The 22,490-nt window shown below is 63.6% G+C and carries 20 protein-coding genes; 8 read left to right on the top strand and 12 right to left on the bottom strand.

All coding sequences use genetic code 11. The annotated features are described in order from the left end of the window. Nucleotides 1-63: 63 nt before the first annotated feature. The 3 genes from SA496_RS08750 to SA496_RS08740 all read right to left on the bottom strand — a co-directional run bounded on the left by SA496_RS08750 (nucleotide 64) and on the right by SA496_RS08740 (nucleotide 5,001). On the bottom strand, nucleotides 64-2,208 hold the full coding sequence (locus SA496_RS08750; protein ID WP_120651553.1) for a 3-hydroxyacyl-CoA dehydrogenase NAD-binding domain-containing protein: 2,145 nt from the start codon (nucleotides 2,206-2,208) through the stop codon (nucleotides 64-66). Nucleotides 2,209-2,308: 100 nt separating this feature from the next. Continuing rightward, nucleotides 2,309-3,514, bottom strand: coding sequence for an acetyl-CoA C-acetyltransferase (locus tag SA496_RS08745; RefSeq protein WP_120651554.1), 1,206 nt, complete (start codon nucleotides 3,512-3,514; stop codon nucleotides 2,309-2,311). A 599-nt stretch (nucleotides 3,515-4,113) separates the two neighbouring features. After that, on the bottom strand, nucleotides 4,114-5,001 hold the full coding sequence (locus SA496_RS08740) for an AEC family transporter (RefSeq protein ID WP_120651555.1): 888 nt from the start codon (nucleotides 4,999-5,001) through the stop codon (nucleotides 4,114-4,116). Between the two features lie 146 nt (nucleotides 5,002-5,147). On the opposite strand from SA496_RS08740, the gene SA496_RS08735 reads away from it, so the two are divergent. Both SA496_RS08735 and SA496_RS08730 read left to right on the top strand, forming a co-directional pair. After that, the gene (locus SA496_RS08735; RefSeq protein ID WP_120651556.1) at nucleotides 5,148-5,504 is read left to right on the top strand and encodes a rhodanese-like domain-containing protein; all 357 of its coding nucleotides are present in this window, start codon (nucleotides 5,148-5,150) and stop codon (nucleotides 5,502-5,504) included. A gap of 3 nt (nucleotides 5,505-5,507) precedes the next feature. Next, complete coding sequence (locus SA496_RS08730; protein WP_330115272.1) at nucleotides 5,508-6,305, top strand: c-type cytochrome; 798 nt, start codon at nucleotides 5,508-5,510, stop codon at nucleotides 6,303-6,305. Nucleotides 6,306-6,514: 209 nt separating this feature from the next. Here SA496_RS08730 and SA496_RS08725 read toward each other — a convergent pair whose 3' ends face one another. The 4 genes from SA496_RS08725 to SA496_RS08710 form a co-directional block, all read right to left on the bottom strand. Then, a complete protein-coding gene (locus SA496_RS08725) occupies nucleotides 6,515-7,246 on the bottom strand; it encodes a proteasome-type protease (RefSeq protein WP_330115271.1) in 732 nt (243 codons plus the stop codon). 105 nt (nucleotides 7,247-7,351) lie between these two features. After that, nucleotides 7,352-8,146 (bottom strand): transglutaminase family protein, encoded by a 795-nt coding sequence (locus SA496_RS08720; RefSeq protein ID WP_120651559.1) that lies wholly within the window; start codon nucleotides 8,144-8,146, stop codon nucleotides 7,352-7,354. Then, complete coding sequence (locus SA496_RS08715) at nucleotides 8,143-9,093, bottom strand: alpha-E domain-containing protein (RefSeq protein ID WP_120651560.1); 951 nt, start codon at nucleotides 9,091-9,093, stop codon at nucleotides 8,143-8,145. Before SA496_RS08715 ends, SA496_RS08720 begins: the two co-directional genes overlap by 4 nt. Nucleotides 9,094-9,095: 2 nt before the next feature. Beyond that, the gene (locus SA496_RS08710) at nucleotides 9,096-10,505 is read right to left on the bottom strand and encodes a circularly permuted type 2 ATP-grasp protein (protein ID WP_120651561.1); all 1,410 of its coding nucleotides are present in this window, start codon (nucleotides 10,503-10,505) and stop codon (nucleotides 9,096-9,098) included. 438 nt (nucleotides 10,506-10,943) lie between these two features. Between SA496_RS08710 and SA496_RS08705 the strand changes: the two genes are divergently transcribed. The 6 genes from SA496_RS08705 (at nucleotide 10,944) to SA496_RS08680 (ending at nucleotide 17,413) form a co-directional block, all read left to right on the top strand. Beyond that, entirely contained in the window at nucleotides 10,944-11,495 is a 552-nt protein-coding gene (locus SA496_RS08705; protein ID WP_120651562.1) for a peroxiredoxin, read from the top strand. Between the two features lie 267 nt (nucleotides 11,496-11,762). Further along, nucleotides 11,763-12,914 carry a putative ABC transporter substrate-binding protein YdcS gene (gene ydcS, locus SA496_RS08700; RefSeq protein ID WP_120651563.1) on the top strand — a complete coding sequence of 384 codons (1,152 nt, stop codon included), beginning with the start codon at nucleotides 11,763-11,765 and terminating at the stop codon, nucleotides 12,912-12,914. Nucleotides 12,915-13,168: 254 nt separating this feature from the next. Further along, nucleotides 13,169-14,179, top strand: coding sequence for an ABC transporter ATP-binding protein (locus SA496_RS08695; protein WP_120651564.1), 1,011 nt, complete (start codon nucleotides 13,169-13,171; stop codon nucleotides 14,177-14,179). A 3-nt stretch (nucleotides 14,180-14,182) separates the two neighbouring features. Beyond that, on the top strand, nucleotides 14,183-15,121 hold the full coding sequence (locus SA496_RS08690) for an ABC transporter permease (RefSeq protein ID WP_120651565.1): 939 nt from the start codon (nucleotides 14,183-14,185) through the stop codon (nucleotides 15,119-15,121). After that, nucleotides 15,111-15,917: an ABC transporter permease gene (locus tag SA496_RS08685; protein WP_120651566.1), complete on the top strand. Its 807-nt coding sequence runs from the start codon at nucleotides 15,111-15,113 to the stop codon at nucleotides 15,915-15,917. Before SA496_RS08690 ends, SA496_RS08685 begins: the two co-directional genes overlap by 11 nt. Nucleotides 15,918-15,988: 71 nt before the next feature. Beyond that, entirely contained in the window at nucleotides 15,989-17,413 is a 1,425-nt protein-coding gene (locus SA496_RS08680; RefSeq protein ID WP_330115270.1) for a gamma-aminobutyraldehyde dehydrogenase, read from the top strand. A gap of 126 nt (nucleotides 17,414-17,539) precedes the next feature. Here SA496_RS08680 and SA496_RS08675 read toward each other — a convergent pair whose 3' ends face one another. From SA496_RS08675 to SA496_RS08655, 5 genes are all read right to left on the bottom strand, one after another. After that, entirely contained in the window at nucleotides 17,540-18,247 is a 708-nt protein-coding gene (locus tag SA496_RS08675) for a type 1 glutamine amidotransferase (RefSeq protein ID WP_153921171.1), read from the bottom strand. Between the two features lie 171 nt (nucleotides 18,248-18,418). Continuing rightward, nucleotides 18,419-18,760: a ribonuclease E inhibitor RraB gene (locus SA496_RS08670; protein ID WP_120651569.1), complete on the bottom strand. Its 342-nt coding sequence runs from the start codon at nucleotides 18,758-18,760 to the stop codon at nucleotides 18,419-18,421. 486 nt (nucleotides 18,761-19,246) lie between these two features. After that, a complete protein-coding gene (locus tag SA496_RS08665; protein ID WP_153921170.1) occupies nucleotides 19,247-20,008 on the bottom strand; it encodes an SDR family oxidoreductase in 762 nt (253 codons plus the stop codon). A 1-nt stretch (nucleotide 20,009) separates the two neighbouring features. Then, nucleotides 20,010-20,948 (bottom strand): alpha/beta hydrolase, encoded by a 939-nt coding sequence (locus tag SA496_RS08660; RefSeq protein ID WP_153921168.1) that lies wholly within the window; start codon nucleotides 20,946-20,948, stop codon nucleotides 20,010-20,012. Further along, a complete protein-coding gene (locus tag SA496_RS08655; protein WP_330115269.1) occupies nucleotides 20,932-22,401 on the bottom strand; it encodes a flavin-containing monooxygenase in 1,470 nt (489 codons plus the stop codon). Before SA496_RS08655 ends, SA496_RS08660 begins: the two co-directional genes overlap by 17 nt. Between the last annotated feature and the right edge of the window lie 89 nt (nucleotides 22,402-22,490).

Here is a 22,490-nt window from a genome sequence, read left to right as displayed (position 1 = left end):
ATCCACACCGCGAACAAAAAAACCGGCTCTTATCGAGCCGGTTTTTTTATACGAAGCTGGAAACTAGAAGTGCTCGCCCCGGGCCGCCTTGTCCAGCAACAGCGCTGGCGGCTCGAACCGCTCGCCGTATTGCTCGGCCAGATAGCGGGCGCGGGCGACGAAGTCGCGCGGGCCGTACTGGTTGATGAACTGCAGCACGCCCCCGGTCCAAGCGGCGAAGCCGATGCCGAAGATGGAGCCGATGTTGGCATCCGCCGTCGACAGCAGTACGCCCTCCTCCACGCAACGCACGGTCTCGATAGCCTGGATGAACAGGATGCGATCACGCACGTCTTCCTGCGGGATCTGCTTGTCGGCCTTCTCGAAGCGTGTCTTCAACTCCGGCCAGAGCTGCTTCCTGCCGCCCACTGGATAATCGTAGAAACCACCACCCGCTGCCTTGCCCGGCCGCTTGTACTCATTGACCATCAGGTCGATCACGGCGAAGGCCGGATGCTGCGGCATCGCCTTGCCCTCGGTCTTGAGGTCTTCAGCGGTCTGGTTGCGGATGTGGGTCATCAGACTCATGGAGACTTCATCGGAAATCGCCAGAGGCCCTACTGGCATACCGGCCTTGCGCGTCTCGTTCTCGATCATCGCGGCGGAAACGCCTTCGCCGAGCATGGCGATCCCTTCATTGGTGAAGGTGCCGAATACGCGAGAGGTAAAGAAGCCACGGCTGTCGTTGACGACGATGGGGGTCTTCTTGATCTGCAGGACGTAGTCGAAGCCGCGCGCAAGGGTTTCATCCGAGGTTTTCTCGCCACGAATGATCTCCACCAACGGCATGCGATCCACCGGGCTGAAGAAGTGCAGGCCGATGAATTTCTCGGGCCTGGACACCGCCTGGGCCAGGCCGGTGATGGGCAGGGTCGAGGTGTTGGAGGCGATCACCGCATCCGGCAACGCCGCGGCTTCGGCAGCGACGCTGACCTTGGCCTTCAGCTCACGGTTCTCGAATACGGCCTCGATGATCAGGTCGCAACCGTCAAAATCCGCATCGCTGTCAGTGGCCTTGATTCGGGCGAGGATGACATCACGCTTCTCCGCCGCCATATGGCCGCGGCTGACGAGTTGATCGAGCAGGCCCTGGGAATAGGCCTTGCCCTTCTCCGCAGATTCCAGCGATACGTCCTTCAGTACCACCTCGATACCGGCGATAGCGGAGACGTAGGCAATGCCCGCCCCCATCATGCCGGCGCCGAGCACACCCACTTTCTTCGTCACATAGGGCGCCGGGCCTTTGGGCCGCGAGCTGCCAGCGTTGATTTCGTTCAGCTGGAACCAGAAGGTGCCGATCATGTTCTTCGCCACCTGGCCGGTGGTCAGCTCGGTGAAATAGCGAGCCTCGATCAGTTGGGCGGTATCGAAGTCCACCTGGGCGCCTTCGACTGCCGCGCACATGATCTTCTCCGGCGCCGGGAAGCAGCCCTTGGTCTTGTCCCGCAGGACAGAAGGAGCGATGGCGAGCATCTGCGCCACATTGGGGCTGGACGGCGTGCCGCCGGGAATCTTATAGCCGGCGGTGTCCCAGGGTTGCGCCGCCTTGGGATTGGCGGCAATCCAGGCGCGGGCCTTGGCCAGCATCTCATCCGGGGTCTGTGCCAGGTCGTGGATCAGGCCGGCCTTGAGCGCCTGCTCCGGGCGTACCTTGCGACCCTCGGCGAGGTACGGCAGCGCCTTCTCGATCCCCAGCAGGCGCACCATACGCACCACGCCGCCGCCGCCCGGCAGCAGGCCGAGGGTCACTTCAGGCAGGCCGAGTTGCACGCTGTTGTCGTTGACGGCGATGCGATGATGACAGGCCAGGCAGATTTCCCAGCCGCCGCCCAGGGCAGCGCCGTTGATGGCAGCCACCACCGGTTTGCCGAGGGTTTCTAGGCGGCGCAGTTGGCCCTTGAGGCCCAGCACCATCTGATAGAAGGCGTTGGCGTCGGCCTTGGTGACCTTGATCAGCTCATTGAGGTCGCCGCCAGCGAAGAAGGTCTTCTTGGCCGACGTGATGATCACACCGGCAATCGCGTCCTTCTCGGCTTCCAGTCGTTCGACTGCCTTGGCCATGGCTTCGCGGTACACCGCGTTCATGGTGTTGGCGCTCTGGCCCGGCATGTCCATGGTCAGGACGACGATGTTGTCCTGGCCTTTTTCGTAACGGATGGCGTCAGTCATTTCTTATGTCCCATTCGCAGTCGCCGTAGGAGCGAGCTCCGCTTGCGAACACCCCTCACAGGGGCACTATTCGCGAGCAGAGCTCGCTCCTACAGTCGGATCAGATTCGCTCGATAATCGTTGCGATACCCATGCCGCCGCCGACGCACAGCGTCGCCAGGCCGTAGCGCAGGTTGCGCGCTTCCAGTTCGTCCAGCAGGGTGCCGAGGATGGCGCAGCCGGTGGCGCCAAGCGGGTGGCCCATGGCGATGGAGCCGCCGTTGACATTGACCTTCTCGTCCGGCACGCCCATGTCCTTCATGAACTTCATCACCACCGAGGCGAAGGCTTCGTTGACCTCGAACAGGTCGATGTCGGCCACACTCAGGCCGGCCTTGGCCAGCGCCTTGCGAGTGGCCGGCGCGGGGCCGGTGAGCATGATGGTCGGGTCGGTGCTGGTGACCGCGGTGGCGACGATGCGCGCGCGGGGTTTCAGGCCCAGCTCCTTGCCCTTGGCTGCTGAGCCGATGAGCATGGCGGCGGCGCCGTCGACGATGCCGGAGCTGTTGCCCGGCGTGTGCACGTGCTCGATGCGCTCGACCTGGCTGTACTTGCGCAGGGCGGTTGCGTCGAAGCCCATCTGCCCCATCATTTCGAAGCTTGGCTTGAGCGCCCCCAGGCCTTCCAGGGTGGAGTCGCCGCGAATGAACTCGTCATGGTCGAGCAGGACGACGCCGTTCTGGTCGGTGACCGGTACCAGGGATTTCCTGAACGCACCTTCGGCGCGGGCACGCGCGGCTTTCTGTTGGGAGCGCAGGGCGAATGCATCGACATCCGTGCGGCTGAAGCCTTCGAGGGTGGCGATCAGGTCGGCACCAATGCCTTGGGGCACGAAACTGGTGTGAAGGTTGGTTTCCGGGTCCATGGCCCAGGCACCACCGTCGGACCCCATGGGCACACGGGACATGGATTCCACGCCGCCGGCCACCACCAGATCCTCGAAGCCGGAACGCACCTTCATCGCAGCCAGATTCACCGCTTCCAGGCCCGAAGCGCAGAAACGGTTGATCTGTTGGCCGGAAACGGTCTCGTCCCAGTCGGCAACCAGCGCTGCGGTCTTGGCGATATCGGCGCCCTGGTCGCCCACCGGCGTCACGCAGCCGAGGACGATGTCGTCAACCTGGCTGGTATCCAGGTCGTTGCGCTCGGCCAGGGCGCGGAGCAGCCCGGCAATCAGGTTGACCGGCTTGACGCTGTGCAGAGCGCCGTCCTTCTTGCCCTTGCCGCGGGGTGTACGCACCGCGTCGTAAATGAATGCTTCGGTCATGGCGTCCTCTTGAGGCAGCTAGGCGGCACCGCTGGTGCCCGTTGTTCTTGTGTGTCGACCACCGGTGTCCTGGCAGGCTGTGGCTACCTTATCGCTATAGGCCATTGGCTCAATGACGGAAAAGCTCAGCCACATTGACCGCTGCGCTCAGACGAACGGTCGGCTGATGGCCAGTTGCTGGCGAAGGCGAAAGGGAAGTGTCTGGCTTCGGGGCTGGTCGATAGCGATCAGCCACCCTCAATAGCCGCGCATTACTAGCAGCAGCGCACTAGTTACCAACCGGTATAAGCGGAATGTGATGCCGGCCCTAGAGTTTGAAATGCAAGCAGCCGCTGCCGGGTTTTGCCGGAGTGGTGATTTGTCAAAAGCCACGGAGGAAGGTGAGGTTACGGGCCGGCCGTAGGGAGCCCAGACCGACGCACCTCCAACAACAAAAAAGGCAGTTGGCCATGTTCAAGCAGCCGAAAATGCGGCAGGCGAGCCTTATCGTCTTTGCCACCACCGTCATTCTCATCCTTCCCAACCTGACCCGGCTGGTCAGCTGATCGTCAATTGTTACCCATCAACTGGTAGTCCTGTGCTGCGTACCGCCCCTGCGGTCAACGCAGCGCGGGTAACCACCACGCCAGCAGCAACGGAATCAGCACGAAGGACAGCAGCGTCGAGCACATCACCAGACTCGCCACCGCTTCAGGCGATCTCCCTGCGCGCACCGCGAACAGGTAGTTGAAAACCGCTACTGGCATCGCCGACTGCATCACCAGTACCCCCTGAGCGAGCGGCGTCAGCCCGAGCATCCAGCCCACCAGCCACCCTGCGGCTGCTCCGCACAGAATGCGCAAGGCACCTAGAAGCATGCCGTTGCCCAGGTGATGAACGCGAATACTCGCCAGGGACACGCCGAGGGTCAGCAGCATCAAGGGAATGGTCATGCCACCCAGCAAGCCGATGGTGTTGGCCAGCCAGAGTGGCAACTGGATGTCCCAGATCACCAACGGCAGGGCCAGGGCAAGGCTGATGATGATCGGGTTGACCAGGAGCTTTTTCGGCGAACGCTCGGTACCGGAGAGCAGCAAGCCCAGGCTGAAATGCCCCACCGAGAGGACGAGGAAGAACGCCACCGCCAGCGCCAGCCCCTTCTCACCGAAGGCATAGAGGGCAATCGGCAGGCCCATGTTGCCGGAGTTGGGGAACAGGTAAGCCGGCACCAGGATGCGCCAGTCCTGGCGGAACACCCGGCTCAACAGGCTGCCGATCAACCCCATGACGAGCATCACCAGCACACAGGCGATAGCCAGCTGACCGAAGGCGTGGCGGTCGATCTCGGTGCGACTGAGCGTGGATAGCACCAGACTCGGCGTGCCGATATTCAGCACCAGGCGAGCGATGAACTCCGTGGGATAAGGCTGCCCCGACCGGGCCCAACCGTAACCGAGACCGGCAGCGATCAGCACCGGCGCCATGACCGCGAACAACTCGGCCAGCATGGCCACTCCTTAAAAGCTGCCGACTGCCGAACAGCGCGTCGAACTAAGCTCTGGTTATGACGGAAAACCGCGATCCTACTGGCCTGCGCCCCCTCCGATCAATTGTGCTAGGTTCGGGGGACACGCCTTATTCAGGAGCCGCCATCATGCGTACCCTGCTTGCTGCTCTCTCCCTTGCCCTGAGCCTGCCGGCCGTCGCCGGTGATACTGATCAGGCCGCCGCCGTCGAAGCGATGCGCCAACCCAATGCCGTGTTGATCGACGTGCGAACCCCCGAAGAAGTGGCCGAAGGCACCATTCCCGGCGCGCGCAACATCGGCTACGAAGCTATCAGCCAGCGAATTGCCGAGGTCGCCCCGGACAAGGACACCCCGATAGTGCTCTACTGCCGCAGCGGCCGCCGCTCCGGTATCGCCCAGGACAGCCTGAAGGACCTGGGCTACAGCCGGGTGATCAATGGCGGCGGCTACCTGGACCTGAAAACCGCCCTGCACAAGGACTGATCGATGCGCCATGCGCTTCTCGCCCTGCTGTTCTGCTTCACCCCGCTCCACGCCGCCGAGCTGACCCTGGAAATGCCCGGCGGCACCCGCACCTGGGATACCGCCGCCCTGCTCGCCCATCCGCAAGCGCAGGAGGTGACCATTGTCGATGACGTCTCCTACAAGAAGTCCATGCGCTACCGCGCCGTGCCGTTATCGGCATTGCTGGAAGGCGTGAAGCCGGACGAACACCTGCAGGCCGTGGCGCTGGATGGCTTCGCCGCCGAACTAGCTGCAGCTCCGCTGTTGAACAGCAAGGGCGCCCGCGCCTGGCTGGCCATCGAAGACCCGGCCAAACCATGGCCGCCGCTGGCTGCCGGCAAGCCCAGCGCCGGGCCCTTCTATCTGGTCTGGACCAACCCCAAGGCCGCTCGCATCGGCCCGGAGCAATGGCCCTTCCAGATAGCACGCATCCGCTACCTGCCTTCCGTGGCCGAGCGCTTCCCGGCCCTGCTCCCGGCCGACAACGCCGACGCCGGAGTACAGGCCGGCTTCGACCAGTTCCAGAAAAACTGCCTGGCTTGCCATCGCCTCAACGGCGCGGGTGATGCCCAGTTCGGCCCGGACCTGAACATCCCTCATAACCCCACCGAATACCTCGCCGGCGACTTCCTCCCCCGCTACATCCGCGACCCACAGAGCCTGCGTCGCTGGCCCCAGGGCAAAATGCCGGGCTTCTCTAAAGAAGCCATCACCGATGAAGAGCTCGGGCAGCTGATCGGCTACCTGAAGCACATGGCGGGGAGAAAGGTGGCGCCGTAGGTTTCCTGTAGCGCTGGCTGCTTCTGGGGGGATTGCTATCGCGAATGAATTCGCTCCTACAGGTGAAGGTTGGGTGCCTGCATTGCCCAACCGCCCTCACGCCAGCCCTCTCCCAGCGGGAGAAGGGGTAGATATCGTGCCGCAGGTGAGTTCGGCGCAGTCCCCGTAGGGGCGAACTCATTCGCCAAGGAGGCCGAAGGTCTCCCCGATCACACGTTGTATTCCACCGGTGGCGGTGGCAATTCGCTGATCAGGGCTTGCAGTCCTTCCGCCCATTGGCGGCGGATGTCGACGAAGTATTTGTCTTCCTCGGTCACCCGGTAGCCGGCGGGAAGAATCAGGCTGTCGCGGTGATACACCAGCAGGTCCAGTGGCATGCCTACGGATAGGTTGCTGCGGATGGTGGAATCAAACGACACCAGGGCACAGCGCAGGCCCTCTTCCAGGCTGGTGTCGAATTCCAGGTTGCGGTCGAGGATCGGCTTGCCGTACTTGCTCTCCCCCAGTTGCAGGAAGGGGGTGTCCACAGTGGCCTGGATGAAATTGCCTTGCGGATAGATGCTGTAGAGGTCCGGCGGGGTGCCGGCGATTTGCCCACCCACCAGGAACGAACAGGTCAGGTCGGTATTGCCCGCTAGCGGAGCACCATCGCGGGCGATGACTTCACGAATGGTTTCGGCCACCAGCGCAGTGGCGTCGTAGAGGGTGGGCACGGTGTTCAGATTCGGTCCCGGACCGCCTATGCGTTGCTTGAGCAGGTTGACCACGGACTGCGATGTAGCCAGGTTGCCGGCGCTCTGCAGGACGATCAGCCGCTCGCCGGTAACGCCGAAGGTATAGAGCTTGCGGAAGGTAGCGATGTGATCGATGCCCGCATTGGTTCGCGAGTCCGATACGAACACCAGGCCGTCGGTCAGGTGCATGGCGACGCAATAGGTCATGCCGGTTCTCCTTGTTGAGACTCTCCGCGTCGAATGTCCGGCCGCCGGCCCTGGCGGGCTGGCAGAAAGGGGCGGCCGGTCTCGCGGAACGCCGGGAAGCTCGCGTTACTGCACCTGCACCAGCAACGGCGGCGCGTCCACCTTGGCGTGCATCTGCTCGCCGCCACCGCCGCGACGCATGCCGCGCACCGGACAGGCATCCAGGTAGTCCAGTCCCACCGCCAGTTTCAGGTGACGCTCGGGGCGGGCCAGGTTGTTGGTCACGTCGAAGCTGTACCAGGCATCGCCCAGCCAAGCTTCGGCCCAGGCGTGGCTGGCGAGGTTCTGGTCATTGCCCTGGTACAGGTAACCGGAAACGAAGCGCGCCGGAATGCCCAGGCTGCGGGCACAGGCCAGGAATGCGTGGGTATGGTCCTGGCAGACTCCGGCACGACCGGCGAAGGCTTCGGCGGCGGTGCTGTCGACGCGGGTCACACCTTTCTTGAAGGGCATCTGCGCATGCAGCGCTTCCATCAGGTCGATCAGTCCACCCCGATCACGACGGTTCCCGCACTCAAGCGCGGCGAACTCCCGCAGGGCGTCGTCTGCCGTGGTCAGGCGGGTGAAACGCAGAAATGGCAAGGCCGAGTGTTTGTCGTGCTCGGCCTCACGTTTCTCGTCGATCTCCACCTGGCCACGGGCGCTGATGACGATGGAGTCATGGGGCTCGTCCAGGGTCAGTACATGAAAGATGTTGCCGAAGGGGTCGACCTGCGCACGCACCGGGCGCGGCAGGGTCAACTGCCAACTGAGCACGTGCTGGCGTTCGTTTTCCTGGGGAGTCAGGCGCAGGTACTGGATGCTCGCGCGGACCTGGTCGTCGTAGCGGTAAGTGGTGTCGTGGCGGATGGACAGTTTCATACAGCCTCCAGATACGAGCTATGGATGGCCCGAGCCAGTTGGCGGACCAGCAGGATGAAGTCGGTGAGCCACGTGTGCAGGCCCTCATCGAGGATTTCGTCGATGGCGGTGTAACGCAGCCGCGCGTCCAATTCCGCGGCCAGGCGCTGGGCCGGGCGACCGTTGTCTCCTGGCAGGTGGGCGAGGATGTCGTTCAGTTCTTCCATGCACGCGCGCAGCGAACGCGGTACGTCGGCGCGAAGCAGAAGCAGCTCGGAAACCTGACGGGCATCGGGCGAGCCCCGATACACCTCGGTGTAGGCCTCGAACGACGACAAGGCGCGGAGCAAGGCGCTCCACTGGTAGTAGCCGCGTGCGGAACTGTCGCTGACCTCCTCTGACTCTTCGCCAAACATTTCGTAGCGCGAGTCCAGTAGGCGCAGGGTGTTGTCCGCGCGCTCGATGAAGGTGCCCAGGCGAATGAAGCAGTAGGCCTCGCCACGCATGATGGTGCCGTAGCTGGCGCCGCGGAACAGGTGCGAGCGCTCCTTTACCCACTCGCAGAAACGGCTGATTCCGTAGCGGCCAAGACCCTCGTTGGAGATGTTCAGCATCTCCAGCCAGGTGGCGTTGATGTTCTCCCAGATGTCGGCGGTGATCCGCCCGCGCACGGCATGGGCATTGATCCGGGCCGCGCGCAGACAGCTGAAGATGCTCGCCTGGTTGTCTGCGTCAAGGGCGAAGAAGTGCAGCATGCGCCCGGCGTTCAACTCACCATGTCGCTCCTGATAAAGCTCCAGGGTGCCGGTGCTTAGCAGCGACATGGCCAGTTCGTCCAGGCCATCGCCACGGCCGTCCTGGGGCATCAGCGACAGCGAATAACTGACTTCCAGCATGCGTGCCAGGTTTTCCGCGCGCTCCAGGTAGCGCGACATCCAGTAAAGCTCGGAGGCAGTTCTGCTCAGCATGATCAGTCCTCCACGATCCAGGTGTCCTTGGTACCGCCACCCTGGGATGAGTTCACCACCAGGGAGCCTTCACGCAGCGCCACGCGGGTCAGGCCGCCGGGCACCAGTCGGGTTTCCCGCCCGGAGAGCACGAAGGGCCGCAGGTCGATGTGGCGCGGGGCGATGCCCTTCTCGACGAAGGTCGGGCAGGTGGACAGGCACAGCGTGGGCTGGGCGATGTAGGCCTCGGGGCGGGCCTTGAGGCGCTCGCGGAAGGCTTCGATTTCCTTGGCACTGGCGGCCGGCCCCACCAGCATGCCGTAGCCGCCGGAGCCTTGGGTTTCCTTGACTACCAGTTCGGGCAGATGGGCCAGCACATGGGACAGTTCTTCAGGCTTGCGGCATTGCCAGGTGGGCACGTTCTTCAGGATGGGCTCCTCATCCAGGTAGAAGCGGATCATGTCGCCGACGTAGGGATAGATGGATTTGTCGTCCGCCACGCCGGTGCCGATGGCGTTGGCCAGAACCACGTTGCCGGAGCGGTAGGCGGCCAGCAGGCCGGGCACGCCAAGCATGGATTCGGGGTTGAACGCCAACGGATCGAGGAAGGCATCGTCCAGCCGGCGGTAGATCACGTCGACCGGTTGCGGGCCGGCGGTGGTCCGCATGAACACCCGGTCGTCGCGGACGAACAGGTCAGCCCCTTCCACCAACTCCACGCCCATCTCGCGAGCGAGGAAGGCATGCTCGAAGTAGGCGCTGTTGAAGCGCCCCGGCGTCAGCACCACCACGCTGGGGTTGTCCAGCGGGCTGGAGCTCTTCAGCGTGTCCAGCAGCATGTTCGGGTAGTGATCGATAGGGGCGACGCGCTGGGCGGCGAAGAGCTCAGGAAACAGCCGCATCATCATCTTGCGGTCTTCGAGCATGTAGCTGACACCGCTCGGGGTGCGCAGGTTGTCTTCCAGCACGTAGTAGGTGCCATCACCATCGCGCACCAGGTCGACCCCGGCGATATGGGCGTAGATATCGCGGTGCAGATCCAGGTCCTGCATGGCGATCTGGTAGCCCTCGTTGGCCAGCACCTGCTCGGCAGGAATGATCCCGGCCTTGATGATCCGCTGGTTGTGATAGAGGTCGGCGAGGAACATGTTCAGCGCCTTCACACGCTGAATGCAGCCTTTCTCAACCACCCGCCATTCGCTCATGGGAATGGCACGGGGAATGGTGTCGAAGGGGATCAGGCGCTCGGTACCCTGTTCATCGCCGTAAAGAGTGAACGTGATACCGGCTCGGTGGAACAACAGGTCAGCCTCACGGCGTCGCTGGGCCAGAAGCTCCTCGGGGGTGTCGGCCAGCCAGCGGGCGAATTCCCGATAATGCGGACGGCACTCGCCACTCGCGTCATACATCTCGTCATAAAAAGTGCGGGACATGCCTAACTCCTTGTCACCACGGGCGAATACGCAGTCGCAAGCCCCGTGCCATCGCAACAACCGCTTGCCTTTCAATAACTTGCAGCACACGCGCAGTCGTAGCGCCCCAGACTGGTGCAGCTCGCGGAACCGAACTGACCATGTCGCCCTATTTGGCGGCGGTACAGGGTTGGACGGAATGCGACGGCGAGGTGTTCCCCCGGTTGTCCCGAAGGAACCGCCATCCCTGGAACGAACAGTCTAGCCCGGCCTCGTGCGGCCCTTGGGATCGATTGTTCTATGTATATGTTGCGATTTGGAATTTGTCCTATAACCCTCCGACCTAAGGTCATAGCCAGCTTCCTATGGTCGCCATTGCCCGGACGCATTTTCCAAGGTCGCGGGAGCCTTCCATACTTGCTCCATTCCAGTGCCCCCTCCTGCCCGGAGCAACCTGCCATGCTCACCATCGGAGACAAACTGCCGGCGTTCAACCTGCTGGCGGTAGACCACGACTCGGAACACGCCGCCACCCCGGAGAGCGCTTTCAAGCGCGTCAATCAGGACAGCCTCCTCGGCAAATGGAAGGTGCTGTTCTTCTGGCCCAAGGATTTCACCTTCGTCTGTCCTACCGAGATCAAGGCGTTCGCGGACCTGCTGGAGCAATTCAATGACCGCGACACCCAGCTGATCGGGGCCTCCACCGACAGCGAGTTCGTCCACCTCGCCTGGCGCCGCGACCACAAGGACCTCAAAGGGCTGAGCTTTCCCTGGTTGGCGGACATCCGGCACGAACTGACCAACGCCCTGGGCATCATCGACCGGCGCGAAGGCGTGGCCCTGCGCGCGACCTTCATCATCGACCCGGACAATGTCATCCGCCATGTCTCGGTGAACGATCTGCTGGTAGGTCGTAACCCGCAGGAAACCCTGCGCCTGCTCGACGCGCTGCTGACAGAAGAGCTGTGCCCCTGCAATTGGCACAAGGGTGAAGCGACCATCCATTTCTGAGGGTGCAACCGCACGAATTCATTCGCGAAGCAGATCGAAGATCTGCCTTGTTCACGCGGGGAAGCTGCGCTCCCCCTTTCGCGAATGAATTCGCTCCCACACCTCTCGCACCACTCCCAAGCCCCCTTCCTTGTCAGCCCCAAAGCCCCGAACTACGCTGCTCAATGCGAGTAGCGGCCGTATTTTTCGGCGCGCTTTCATCGCATCGCCAACGGCATGTAGTTCCGCCGAACAGGCTCCGCACGTCATGTACAACAGGAGTCGACAATGCCTTCGTTCAAACCAGCCTTCCTTTCATTCGCCGTCAGTTGCGCCTGCCTCATCGCCTCTGCCCAGGCTGCCGAACCGCTGAAGCAGCTCGGCAAGGGTGAAGGCCAGCTCGACATCATCGCCTGGCCCGGCTACATCGAACGCGGCGAGTCGGACAAGAACTACGACTGGGTCACTCAGTTCGAGAAAGACAGCGGCTGCAAGGTCAACGTGAAGACCGCCGCCACCTCCGACGAGATGGTCAGCCTGATGGCCAAGGGCGGCTACGACCTTGTCACCGCTTCCGGCGACGCCTCGCTGCGCCTGGTGTTCGGCAAACGGGTCCAGCCGATCAACCCGGATCTGATCCCCAACTGGAAGACCCTCGACGAGCGTCTCCAGGACGCGCCCTGGCACACGGTGAAAGGCGTGCACTATGGCACCCCGTACCAATGGGGGCCGAACCTGCTGATGTACAACACCAAGCTGTTCAAGCAGGCGCCGGATAGCTGGGCCGTGGTCTTCGAGCCCCAGCAGTTGGCCGATGGCAAGGCCAACAAGGGTCGCGTGCAGGCCTATGACGGCCCGATCTACATCGCCGACGCCGCCCTCTACCTGAAATCCGCCAGGCCGGAACTGGGCATCCAGGACCCCTACCAGCTCACCGAAGAGCAGTACGCCGCGGCGCTCGACCTGCTGCGCAAGCAGCACAGCCTGGTGCACCGCTACTGGCATGACGCGACCGTACAGATGAGCGATTTCAAGAATGAAGGCGTGGCCGCCTCCAGCACCTGGGGCTACATGGCCAATACCTTGAAGGCCGAGAAGCAACCGGTGGAAACGGTGTTCCCGAAAGAGGGGGTCACCGGCTGGGCCGACACCACCATGCTGCACGTGGACGCCAAGCACCCGAACTGCGCCTACAAGTGGATGGACTGGTCGTTGCAACCCAAGGTCCAGGGTGACCTGGCCGCCTGGTTCGGCTCGCTGCCCGTTGTTGCCAAGGGCTGCACCAGCAGCGAACTCCTCGGCCCCGGTGGCTGCGCCACCAACGGTTATGACCAGTTCGACAAGATCGCCTTCTGGAAAACCCCGGAAGCCCAGGGTGGGAAGTTCGTGCCGTACAGCCGGTGGACGCAGGACTATATCGCGATCATGGGCGGGCGCTGAACTGGCTGCGCGACCTGATGGCTGCGTTGCGTCCTCGCTCGGCGCGTCGCCTGCCAGAAGATATGTCTCGCGCCTCGCTGCGGGGCGCCTTGCCTTCAGGCCGCTCGCTCAGTCCAGTCCGTAGCACGATGAAAGCTCCCCTCTCGCTCTGGGAGAGGGGCTGGGGGTGAGGGTAGCCAGGCACCGCGCGGTGTTGCCCTCTCCCCAGCCCTCTCCCGGAGGGTGAGGGAGTAAAGCTCACTGGAGCCCTATCCATGACCACAGCCGTCCAGTTCACCGATGTCTGCCGCCACTACGGTGATGTGAAGGCAGTCGACCGGGTGTCCATTGAGATCCGCGACGGCGAGTTCTTCTCCATGCTCGGCCCCTCGGGCTCGGGCAAGACCACCTGCCTGCGCCTGATCGCCGGCTTCGAGCAACCCACCTCGGGTTCCATTCGCATCCACGGTGAAGAGGCCGCCGGCCTGCCGCCCTACGAGCGCGACGTGAACACCGTGTTCCAGGACTACGCCCTGTTCCCCCACATGAACGTGCGCGACAACGTCGCCTATGGCCTCAAGGTGAAAGGCGTAGCGAAGACCGAGCGCCTGGCCCGTGCCGAAGAAGCGCTCGCCATGGTCGCCCTGCCCGGCTACGGCGACCGCAAGCCGGCGCAGCTTTCCGGCGGCCAGCGCCAGCGCGTGGCCCTTGCCCGCGCGCTGATCAATCGCCCGCGCGTGCTGCTGCTGGACGAACCCCTCGGTGCACTGGACCTCAAGCTGCGCGAGCAGATGCAGGTGGAACTGAAGAAGCTGCAGCGCCAGCTCGGCATCACCTTCATCTTCGTAACCCACGACCAGGGCGAGGCGCTGTCCATGTCCGACCGCGTGGCGGTGTTCAACAAGGGCCGCATCGAGCAGGTGGACAGCCCGCAGAACCTTTATCGCAAACCACTCACCCGCTTCGTCGCCGAGTTCGTCGGCACCGCCAATGTGCTCCATGGCGACCTGGCGCAACGCCTGACCGGCGATGCCGGTGCCTTCTCCCTGCGGCCCGAGCATGTGCGCTTCGGCAATGCCAGCAATGGCGAGCTGCAAGTCAGCGGTACCGTGCATGACGTGCAATACCTCGGTGCCAGCAGCCGTTACGAACTCAACCTGGACGGCGGTGGACGCCTGGCCGTCAGTCTGCCCAACGGCGAGGAGTCGGACATCAACCGCCCTCAGCCCGGCCAGCAAGTGCAGGCCTGCTGGCCCCGCAGCGCGATGGTCGCGCTCAGCGAGTAGGCCATGAGCGCTGTCATCGCCAATCATCGAAGCGGACCGTTGCGGGGCATCTCCAACCTGCTCTACCGCCGCTCCACACTGTACCTGCTGCTACTCCTGACCCCGCCCCTGCTGTGGTTCGGCGTGATCTACATTGGCTCGCTGTTCGCGCTGCTCTGGCAGAGCTTCTACACCTTCGACGACTTCACCATGGCGGTGACGCCGGACCTGACGCTGGCCAACTACGTAGCCCTGTTCAATCCGGCGAACTACGACATCATCCTGCGTACCCTGACCATGGCCATCGCCGTGAGCCTGGCCAGCGCGGTACTCGCGTTTCCCATCGCCTACTACATGGCACGCTTCGCCTCGCCGAAAGAGAAAGCCTTCTTCTACATCGCCGTGATGCTGCCCATGTGGGCCAGCTACATCGTCAAGGCGTACGCCTGGACTGTGATCCTGGCCAAGGGCGGCATCTTCTACTGGCTGATCCAGCAACTCCATCTGGAAACCTTGCTGGGCAGCCTGCTCACCGTGCCCGGAGTGGGTGGCAACACGCTGTCCACTTCGCACCTGGGGCGCTTCCTGGTGTTCACCTACATCTGGCTGCCGTTCATGATCCTGCCGATCCAGGCGTCCCTGGAGCGCCTGCCGCCATCGTTGTTGCAGGCCTCGGCGGATCTCGGTGCCAGGCCCCGGCAAACCTTCGCCCAAGTGATCCTGCCGCTGGCCTTCCCCGGCGTGGTGGCCGGTTCGATCTTCACCTTCAGCCTGACCCTGGGCGACTTCATCATTCCGCAGCTGGTAGGGCCGAGCGGCCTGTTCATCGGCACCATGGTCTACGTGCAACAGGGCTCGGTGGGCAATATCCCGCTGGCGGCGGCCTTCACCCTGGTGCCGATCGTGCTGATCGCCATCTACCTTTCCATCGCCAAACGGCTGGGAGCCTTCGATGCACTCTGAAAAAGCGTCCTGGGGCTTGCGCCTGGCCGCTTGGGGCGGGCTGGTATTCCTGCATTTCCCGATCCTGGTGATCCTCCTCTACGCCTTCAACACCGAGGAGTCGTCCTACAGCTTCCCGTTGCAGGGCTTCACCCTGGAATGGTTTGCCGTGGTGGGCGGTCGCGAGGATGTGCTGCAGGCCATCGTCCTGTCCCTGAAGGTCGCCTGCCTGGCCACCGCCCTGGCCATGATTCTCGGCACCCTGGCCGCCGCTGCGCTCTATCGCCGCGACTTCTTCGGCAAGGAGAGCATCACCCTGATGCTCATCCTGCCCATCGCCCTGCCCGGCATCATCACCGGCATCGCGCTGCTTTCGGCCTTCAAGACCCTTGGCATCGAACCTGGCATCTTCACCATCGTCGTCGGCCACGCCACCTTCTGCGTGGTAATCGTCTACAACAACGTAATCGCGCGTTTCCGCCGCACCTCCCACAGCCTGATCGAGGCTTCTATGGACCTGGGCGCCGACGGCTGGCAGACCTTCCGCTACATCATCCTGCCAAACATCGCTACCGCCTTGCTGGCCGGCGGCATGCTGGCCTTTGCGCTGTCCTTCGACGAGATCATCGTCACCACCTTCACCGCCGGTCACGAACAGACCCTGCCCCTCTGGCTGCTCAGCCAGCTCAGCCGCCCCCGCGATGTTCCGGTCACCAACGCGGTCGCCCTGCTGGTGATGCTCGCCACCATGCTGCCCATCCTCGGTGCCTATTACCTGACACGGGGAACCGAGGCGGTGGCCGGGGGTGGAAAGTGATTCGACTTTTTCTCCCCTCTTCCCACCTCCTCTTCCAGAGGGAGAGGGGTTAGACCGAACGAGGCCCCACCATGCAAACCAAACTGCTGATCAACGGCCAGTTCGCCGCCGGCGAAGGCGAAGCGCTGGATGTCCTGAATCCCGCCACGGGTGCCGTACTGGTGAAAATTCCCGAGGCCAGCGAAGCCCAGGTCGATGCGGCCGTCCGTGCCGCCGACGCGGCTTTCGAAGGCTGGGCGCGGACCTCGCCGCGCGACCGCGCCACCCTTCTGTTGAAGCTGGCAGACAAGATCGAGGGCCATGCCGAAGAGCTGGCGAAGCTGGAGTCGGACAACTGTGGCAAACCCTACACCGCCGCGCTGAACGACGAGATCCCGGCGGTAGCCGATGTGTTCCGCTTCTTCGCCGGCGCCAGCCGCTGCCTGACCGGATCGGCGGCGGGCGAGTACCTGCCGGGCTTCACCTCGATGATCCGACGCGACCCGGTGGGCGTGATCGCCTCCATCGCGCCCTGGAACTACCCGTTGATGATGGCCGCCTGGAAACTGGGACCGGCGCTGGCAGCCGGCAACACCGTGGTGCTCAAACCCTCGGAACAGACGCCTCTGACCGCCCTGCGCCTGGCCGAATTCATCGCTGAACTGCTGCCCGCGGGCGTGGTGAACATCGTCCTCGGCCGCGGCCCCAGTGTGGGCAACCCGCTGGTGTCGCACCCACTGGTACGCATGGTGTCGCTGACCGGTTCGGTGGGCACTGGCAAGGCGATCATCAAGAGCGCCGCCGACAGCGTGAAGCGCACCCATATGGAACTGGGTGGCAAGGCACCGGTGATCGTCTTCGACGACGCGGACATCGCCGATGTGGTCGAGGGCATCCGTACCTTCGGCTTCTACAATGCCGGCCAGGACTGCACCGCGGCCTGTCGCATCTACGCCGGCAGGAAGATCTACGACAACTTCGTGGCCGATCTGGCCAACGCCGTCTCCAGCCTGAAGACCGGCCTGCAGCACGACCCGGCAACCGAACTCGGTCCGCTGATCACCCAGAGCCAGCGCGAGCGCGTGGCCGGCTTCGTCGAGCGTGCCAGCACCCTGCCCCACATCCAGATCGCCACGGGTGGCAAACCGGTCGCCGGCAGCGGCTTTTTCTACGAACCCACGGTGGTCGCCCACGCGAAGCAGGATGACGAGATTGTCCGGCGTGAGGTGTTCGGCCCGGTGGTGACGGTCACGCCCTTCAGCGACGTGGACGAGGCGGTGCGCTGGGCAAACGACTCCGATTACGGGCTGGCTTCATCGATCTGGACCCGCGACGTGGGCCGCGCCGCCGCCGTCGCTTCGCGGCTGCAGTACGGCTGCACCTGGATCAACACGCACTTCATGCTCACCAACGAAATGCCCCACGGAGGCTTCAAGCAGTCCGGCTATGGCAAGGATCTGTCCATGTACGGACTGGAGGACTACACCGTGGTGCGGCATGTGATGATTCGGCACTGATCGAATGCAGGAACACCCTGTGGGGGCGAACTCATTCGCGAAAGGCAGCGAAGCTGCCCCTATCAAATTTGAGCCTACGGCTCGGATCGCGAATGTATTCGCTCGCACCAAAGCAAGCACGGCGTCCTAGCCGAACGCCAGGTTCAACCAGCGGCGATAGAACCCTTCGGCTACCTGATTGAGCGTCGCCACCTTGGTTGGAAGGTCATCGAGCATGCGCGTCCTGGGTTGCTGGCTGGCCTGGGTTTCGTCGAGCAGATGCGCCCAGTCGGTCAACCAGCCCCGCACCAGGTCCTCGGTCATCTCCGGATGGCCTTGCAACGCCAGGACCTTGTTACCCCAAGAGAAGCCCTGATTCGGGCACCAGGGGCTGTCCATCAGCCACTGAGCACCTTCGGGCAGGTCGAACGTGTCGCTGTGCCACTGGTAGATCGAAAACTCCCGCGGCAGATGCTCCAGCCAGGGGCTTTCGCTGGCCAGGGTGCGTTTTTCCAGCGGTTGCCAGCCGATCTCGGTGTACGGCATGCGATGGACCGATGCGCCCAGGGCACGAGCCAGCAACTGGCCACCCAGGCAATGGCCGATCATGGGCACATCGCGGGCAATGAAGTGCTGCAAGGCTGCGATTTCCGCCCCGATCCAGGGCAGCGGGTCGTTGACGCTCATGGGCCCGCCCATGATCGCGACCGCCTTGGGTCGATCAAGGTCGTAGCCATCCAATTCGCCCAGGTCCGTGCGCAATAAGGTGAAGTCGCGTTGCTCACGGTCCAGGACAGTGGCCAGGTGGCCGGGTGGGCAAAAATCCGCGTGGGTAAGAATCAGGATGTCGGTCATGGGGTCCCCTCCGTTGACGGAGTCTGAGGCAAAGGCCATGCCGCGGTCGAGTAAAGGAAGTCTATGTTTTTGCTGGAAATACCCGAGCCAGAGGGGGGAAGTAAAACCAGCCGGAAAATTGTCCGGAATGCCCGGTTCGCAGCAGGCGCGCCGCCACGAACCGGGTTGGTTTCAAGGTTGGTTGACGTTGACTTCCTGAGTCACGCCCCAACCATCGAGCACACCTCCAAGTGGGACCACCAGGGCCTCCAGGTCGTGCTCGAAATCGCCAATTCCCGCGTGGGTGGCGTACATCACCTTGCTCACCTGCAGGTGCCAGGCGCCATCGGCGCGCACAGTTACCTGGGCATTCAAGGACTCACCACGGAAATTCTTCGCTGCCGTTCGCGCCCGGTCCTCGTCGGGGAAAATGGCGTAGAACTCAATCGGATGAACACGGGCGAAGTCGAATCCGCCCTCTTTCATGCGGCGCAACAGACTGGTGCTGACATCATCGTGGAAGGCTGTGCTCATGAAACGACCTCCTCTTAGCGATGGATGAGTGTTCCGCTCTTACCGCTTTTTTCGAGAAGCCGCTGGAATGGGCTTCGCGACACCATGCGGTGCCGCCCCCGGGTCGACTCTGCAGACACAGCGCCAAACCCTGACCAGGCCCCGCGCGGACCCGGCCACTGACTCACTCGTGGAGTGATCTTTTCAGCTTTCATTTTGCAGGGTAGCGCCACCGCGCCCGGTCTGCCGGAAAGCTGGACAAATTGTCACAAAAGTGGCGACAGGCGGCGTTCAGGCCTTATCCGCCAACAAATTGGCCATTCGCTCTGCAAGACTGCCCAATGCCCGGATTGCACTGAAGTGCTCGCCCAGCCGGCAAAGACGGGGGTGATGACGTGCATCCTCGATTCGGGGTGGCAATGAGACTGTAGGAGCGAGCTCTGCTCGCGAAACATCGCGCTGGAGCTATTCGCGAGCGGAGCTCGCTCCCACGGCCACTCCGCTCGCTCAAGCCCCGCTCAGCAGCTTCATGATCCCCCGGTTCACCCAGGCCGGCGAAACCTGTCCCGCGCCGTACATCAGGCGGAACAGCCAGCTCACCGGCCGATGCACCGTCGCGCCCTGGGCTTGCTGCCAGGCGGCCTGGGCGATGTCCTCGGCATTCAGGTTCACCCCCAGGCGACGCAGCACCGGCGGTTCGAAGCGCTGGCTGCTGACCATGGGCGTGCGCACGAAAGGCGGCATGAGGTCGCCGACTCGAATGCCATGGCGGCGCCATTCGAGCTCCAGCGCTTCGGTGAAGCCGCGTACCGCGAACTTGGAGGCCGAGTAACTGGCCATGTGCGGCGTGCCGTACACCCCGGAGGCAGAGCCCATGCTGATCACCTGCGCACCACGGGTTGCCTTGAGGTAGGGAAAGGCCGCGTGGGTGACTTGCACCAGCCCCAGCACGTTGATGTCGAGGATGCGCGCGTGCTCAGCCATGTCGATCTCCTCGAAATGCCCGAAGCGCAGTACGCCCGCGCAGTTGAAGAGCAGGCGCAACTGGCCGTCGTGGCGGCCGCAGAAGTCAGCCAGGGCACTCTTCACAGCAACCAGGTCGGTCACGTCCAGGGTCTGGTGCCAGACGCCGCCCAATGCCGCCGCCTGGGTGGCCAGGGCATCGGCATCGCGGTCGATCAGACCGACCTGCCAGCCGCGCTCGTGAAACAGACGGGCGGTCGCCGCGCCGATACCGGAGGCGGCGCCGGTAATCAGGATGTTGTCCATCTCAGGCCTCCTCTTCCACATGCTTGCAGATGAAGTCGGCGGCACTGGCCAGCGCCTGGTCGGCGGTACGCAGCACCCCGGTATGGGCCTGGAACACATGCCAGAGCCCCGGATAGCGCTCCAGCCGCACCCAGCCACCCGCCGCCCGTACCCGTTCGGCCAGCCGCAGGCTGTCATCGCGCAGGACTTCGTCCTCGGCCACTTGCACCAGCATCGGTGGCAGCCCGGCTAGATCGGCGAACAGTGGCGACAGGGCCGGATCACGGCGATCCAGCCCCGGCGGGCAATAGAGGTCCATCGCCTGCTCCACCCAGGCCGGGTGGATCAGGGGATCGCCCGCCGGCGGATTGTGCTGGGCCGTACCGCTGAGGTCGGTGACCGGAGAAAAGCAGATCAACCCCGCCGGTCGAGGCAAGCCCTGGCGACGAATTTCCAATGCGGTGAGCAGGGTCAGGTTACCGCCTGCCGAATCGCCGCCGATGATGATGCGCGAAGCCGGATAGCCGGCTTCCAGCAGCTCGCGGTAAGCAGCCACGGCGTCTTCCCTGGCGGCAGGAAACGGATGCTCCGGCGCCAGTCGGTAATCCTGCGCGCACACAGCAACACCCGCGCGCCTGGCGAGGCTCGCGGTGATGGCGCGATGGGTCGCGGGCGAACCGGTAATGAACGCACCGCCATGCAGGTAGAGCAGCACCACATGGCTGCCGCCCTTGGGCCGGTGCCATTCGCAGGGCCGGCCCCCCAACAGCCCGGCCTCGCGCAGTACCCCCCGCGGCGCCAGGGTGCTCGCGGTGAGCAGGCGCAGCACCAGCCGCTGCATCTGTACGGGCAACGGCGGCCGCATCAGACCACGGAACAGCAGGCGCAGAGCACCGCGCAAGGTCGCGCGCAGCAGCGGCTGGCCAGGCTCGGGGGCGGTGAATTCAACGGGTGCATTCATAGAGATCCAACTCCAGGCGACGGGTCTGTTGGCGGTAGCTGAAGGTGAAGCCCGGCCAGTTGTTGGTATTGCGGCCGTCAGCGGTCTTGTACCAGCTGTTGCAGCCCTGCTCCCAGACGGTGTGGCGCACGTCCTGTTGCAGGCGCTGATTGAAATGGCGCTGCACCTCGGGCTTGAGGTCCAGGTAGCGGAGATCGCCCAGCGCCCGTATGCCGTCCAGCACATAGGGGAACTGGCTTTCCAGCATGTAGATGATGGAGTTGTGGCCCAGGTTGGTATTGGGTCCGTAGAGAATGAACAAGTTCGGGAAGCCGCTGACGCTGACGCCGAGATAGGCCTCCGCGCCCTTCCGCCACGCCTCGTTCAGGTCACGTCCGCCCAGCCCGCGAATGCTCATCGGCGCAAGGAAGTCGGTCGCGGTGAAACCGGTGCCGAGGATGATGGCGTCCACCTCATGGCGCTGGCCATCGCTGCTCACCACGGCGTCTGCCGTCACTTCGCGGATGCCGCAATCGATCACGTCCACGTTCGGCCGTGCCAGGGTCGGGTAGAAGTCGTTGGAAATCAGAATGCGCTTGCAGCCCAGCGGATAGTCCGGCACCAGTCGCTGGCGCAAGGCCGGGTCAGCGATACCGCGTTTCAGATGCTGGCGGAAGCGAAATTGCATCAGTTTCATCAGCGGCGGGAACACCGAGAACGCCAGCACCCGCGATTCGTGCTGGATGTACTTGAGCATCCGGTCGAACTTCTGCAGCCATGGCAAGCGTCGCATCAGTGCCAGTTCCCAGGAACGGTAGGCACGGTCCGGCTTGGGTATCACATAGGCCGCCGAGCGCTGGAACAGCGACAGGCGCGCCACCTTGGGAGCGATCTGCGGGATGAACTGGATGGCACTGGCGCCCGTACCGATCACCGCTACCCGCTTACCCTCCAGCGGGTAGTCATGGTTCCAGCGGGCGGAATGGAACAACTCGCCCTTGAAGCCATCCAGCCCTGCAATGCGTGGCCGTGCCGGCCGGTTCAACTGGCCACAGGCACTGACCAGCGCCCTGGCACGAAAGCTTTCGCCATTGCGGGTCCGTACCTGCCAGGTGCCGCTTGATACATCGAACTCGGCGCCTTCCACCTCGCAATTGAAGCGGATGTGCTGGCGCAGGCCGTACTTGTCGGCGCAATGGCGCTGATAGGCGAAGATTTCCGCCTGCGGGGCGAACTTGCGCGACCAGTCGGACTTGGGCTCGAAAGAAAAGGAATAGAGGTGCGAAGGCACATCGCAGGCCGCGCCGGGGTAGCTGTTGTCACGCCAGGTGCCGCCAACCTCGCTGCCCTTCTCCAGGATCAGGAAGTCGTTGAAGCCTGCCTTCTGCAACTGGATAGCCAGGCCCAGGCCACCAAAACCGGCGCCGATGATCAGCACATGCAAGGGTGCCGACCGCTGGGAATTGTTGTGCATTGTTATCTCCCGTTTCGTGCCGGGAGATGCTAGTCCGCCTTTGCCCGTACGGGAATGGCATCACGAGCCGTGGAAGCGGGAAATTGGGA

Source organism: Pseudomonas sp. JS3066 (assembly GCF_036328175.1).
In the GTDB taxonomy this organism is placed as follows: Bacteria; Pseudomonadota; Gammaproteobacteria; order Pseudomonadales; family Pseudomonadaceae; genus Metapseudomonas.
Note: the sequence above shows the minus strand (reverse complement) of the source record. Positions and strands in the feature narration are given on the sequence as shown.

What these genes read in the sequence shown, in the direction of transcription:
- SA496_RS08750 (WP_120651553.1), bottom strand. Translation starts at nt 2,208, where the DNA reads ATGACTGACGCCATCCGTTACGAAAAAGGCCAGGACAACATCGTCGTC.
- SA496_RS08745 (WP_120651554.1), bottom strand. Translation starts at nt 3,514, where the DNA reads ATGACCGAAGCATTCATTTACGACGCGGTGCGTACACCCCGCGGCAAG.
- SA496_RS08740 (WP_120651555.1), bottom strand. Translation starts at nt 5,001, where the DNA reads ATGCTGGCCGAGTTGTTCGCGGTCATGGCGCCGGTGCTGATCGCTGCC.
- SA496_RS08735 (WP_120651556.1), top strand. Translation starts at nt 5,148, where the DNA reads ATGCGTACCCTGCTTGCTGCTCTCTCCCTTGCCCTGAGCCTGCCGGCC.
- SA496_RS08730 (WP_330115272.1), top strand. Translation starts at nt 5,508, where the DNA reads ATGCGCCATGCGCTTCTCGCCCTGCTGTTCTGCTTCACCCCGCTCCAC.
- SA496_RS08725 (WP_330115271.1), bottom strand. Translation starts at nt 7,246, where the DNA reads ATGACCTATTGCGTCGCCATGCACCTGACCGACGGCCTGGTGTTCGTA.
- SA496_RS08720 (WP_120651559.1), bottom strand. Translation starts at nt 8,146, where the DNA reads ATGAAACTGTCCATCCGCCACGACACCACTTACCGCTACGACGACCAG.
- SA496_RS08715 (WP_120651560.1), bottom strand. Translation starts at nt 9,093, where the DNA reads ATGCTGAGCAGAACTGCCTCCGAGCTTTACTGGATGTCGCGCTACCTG.
- SA496_RS08710 (WP_120651561.1), bottom strand. Translation starts at nt 10,505, where the DNA reads ATGTCCCGCACTTTTTATGACGAGATGTATGACGCGAGTGGCGAGTGC.
- SA496_RS08705 (WP_120651562.1), top strand. Translation starts at nt 10,944, where the DNA reads ATGCTCACCATCGGAGACAAACTGCCGGCGTTCAACCTGCTGGCGGTA.
- ydcS (WP_120651563.1), top strand. Translation starts at nt 11,763, where the DNA reads ATGCCTTCGTTCAAACCAGCCTTCCTTTCATTCGCCGTCAGTTGCGCC.
- SA496_RS08695 (WP_120651564.1), top strand. Translation starts at nt 13,169, where the DNA reads ATGACCACAGCCGTCCAGTTCACCGATGTCTGCCGCCACTACGGTGAT.
- SA496_RS08690 (WP_120651565.1), top strand. Translation starts at nt 14,183, where the DNA reads ATGAGCGCTGTCATCGCCAATCATCGAAGCGGACCGTTGCGGGGCATC.
- SA496_RS08685 (WP_120651566.1), top strand. Translation starts at nt 15,111, where the DNA reads ATGCACTCTGAAAAAGCGTCCTGGGGCTTGCGCCTGGCCGCTTGGGGC.
- SA496_RS08680 (WP_330115270.1), top strand. Translation starts at nt 15,989, where the DNA reads ATGCAAACCAAACTGCTGATCAACGGCCAGTTCGCCGCCGGCGAAGGC.
- SA496_RS08675 (WP_153921171.1), bottom strand. Translation starts at nt 18,247, where the DNA reads ATGACCGACATCCTGATTCTTACCCACGCGGATTTTTGCCCACCCGGC.
- SA496_RS08670 (WP_120651569.1), bottom strand. Translation starts at nt 18,760, where the DNA reads ATGAGCACAGCCTTCCACGATGATGTCAGCACCAGTCTGTTGCGCCGC.
- SA496_RS08665 (WP_153921170.1), bottom strand. Translation starts at nt 20,008, where the DNA reads ATGGACAACATCCTGATTACCGGCGCCGCCTCCGGTATCGGCGCGGCG.
- SA496_RS08660 (WP_153921168.1), bottom strand. Translation starts at nt 20,948, where the DNA reads ATGAATGCACCCGTTGAATTCACCGCCCCCGAGCCTGGCCAGCCGCTG.
- SA496_RS08655 (WP_330115269.1), bottom strand. Translation starts at nt 22,401, where the DNA reads ATGCACAACAATTCCCAGCGGTCGGCACCCTTGCATGTGCTGATCATC.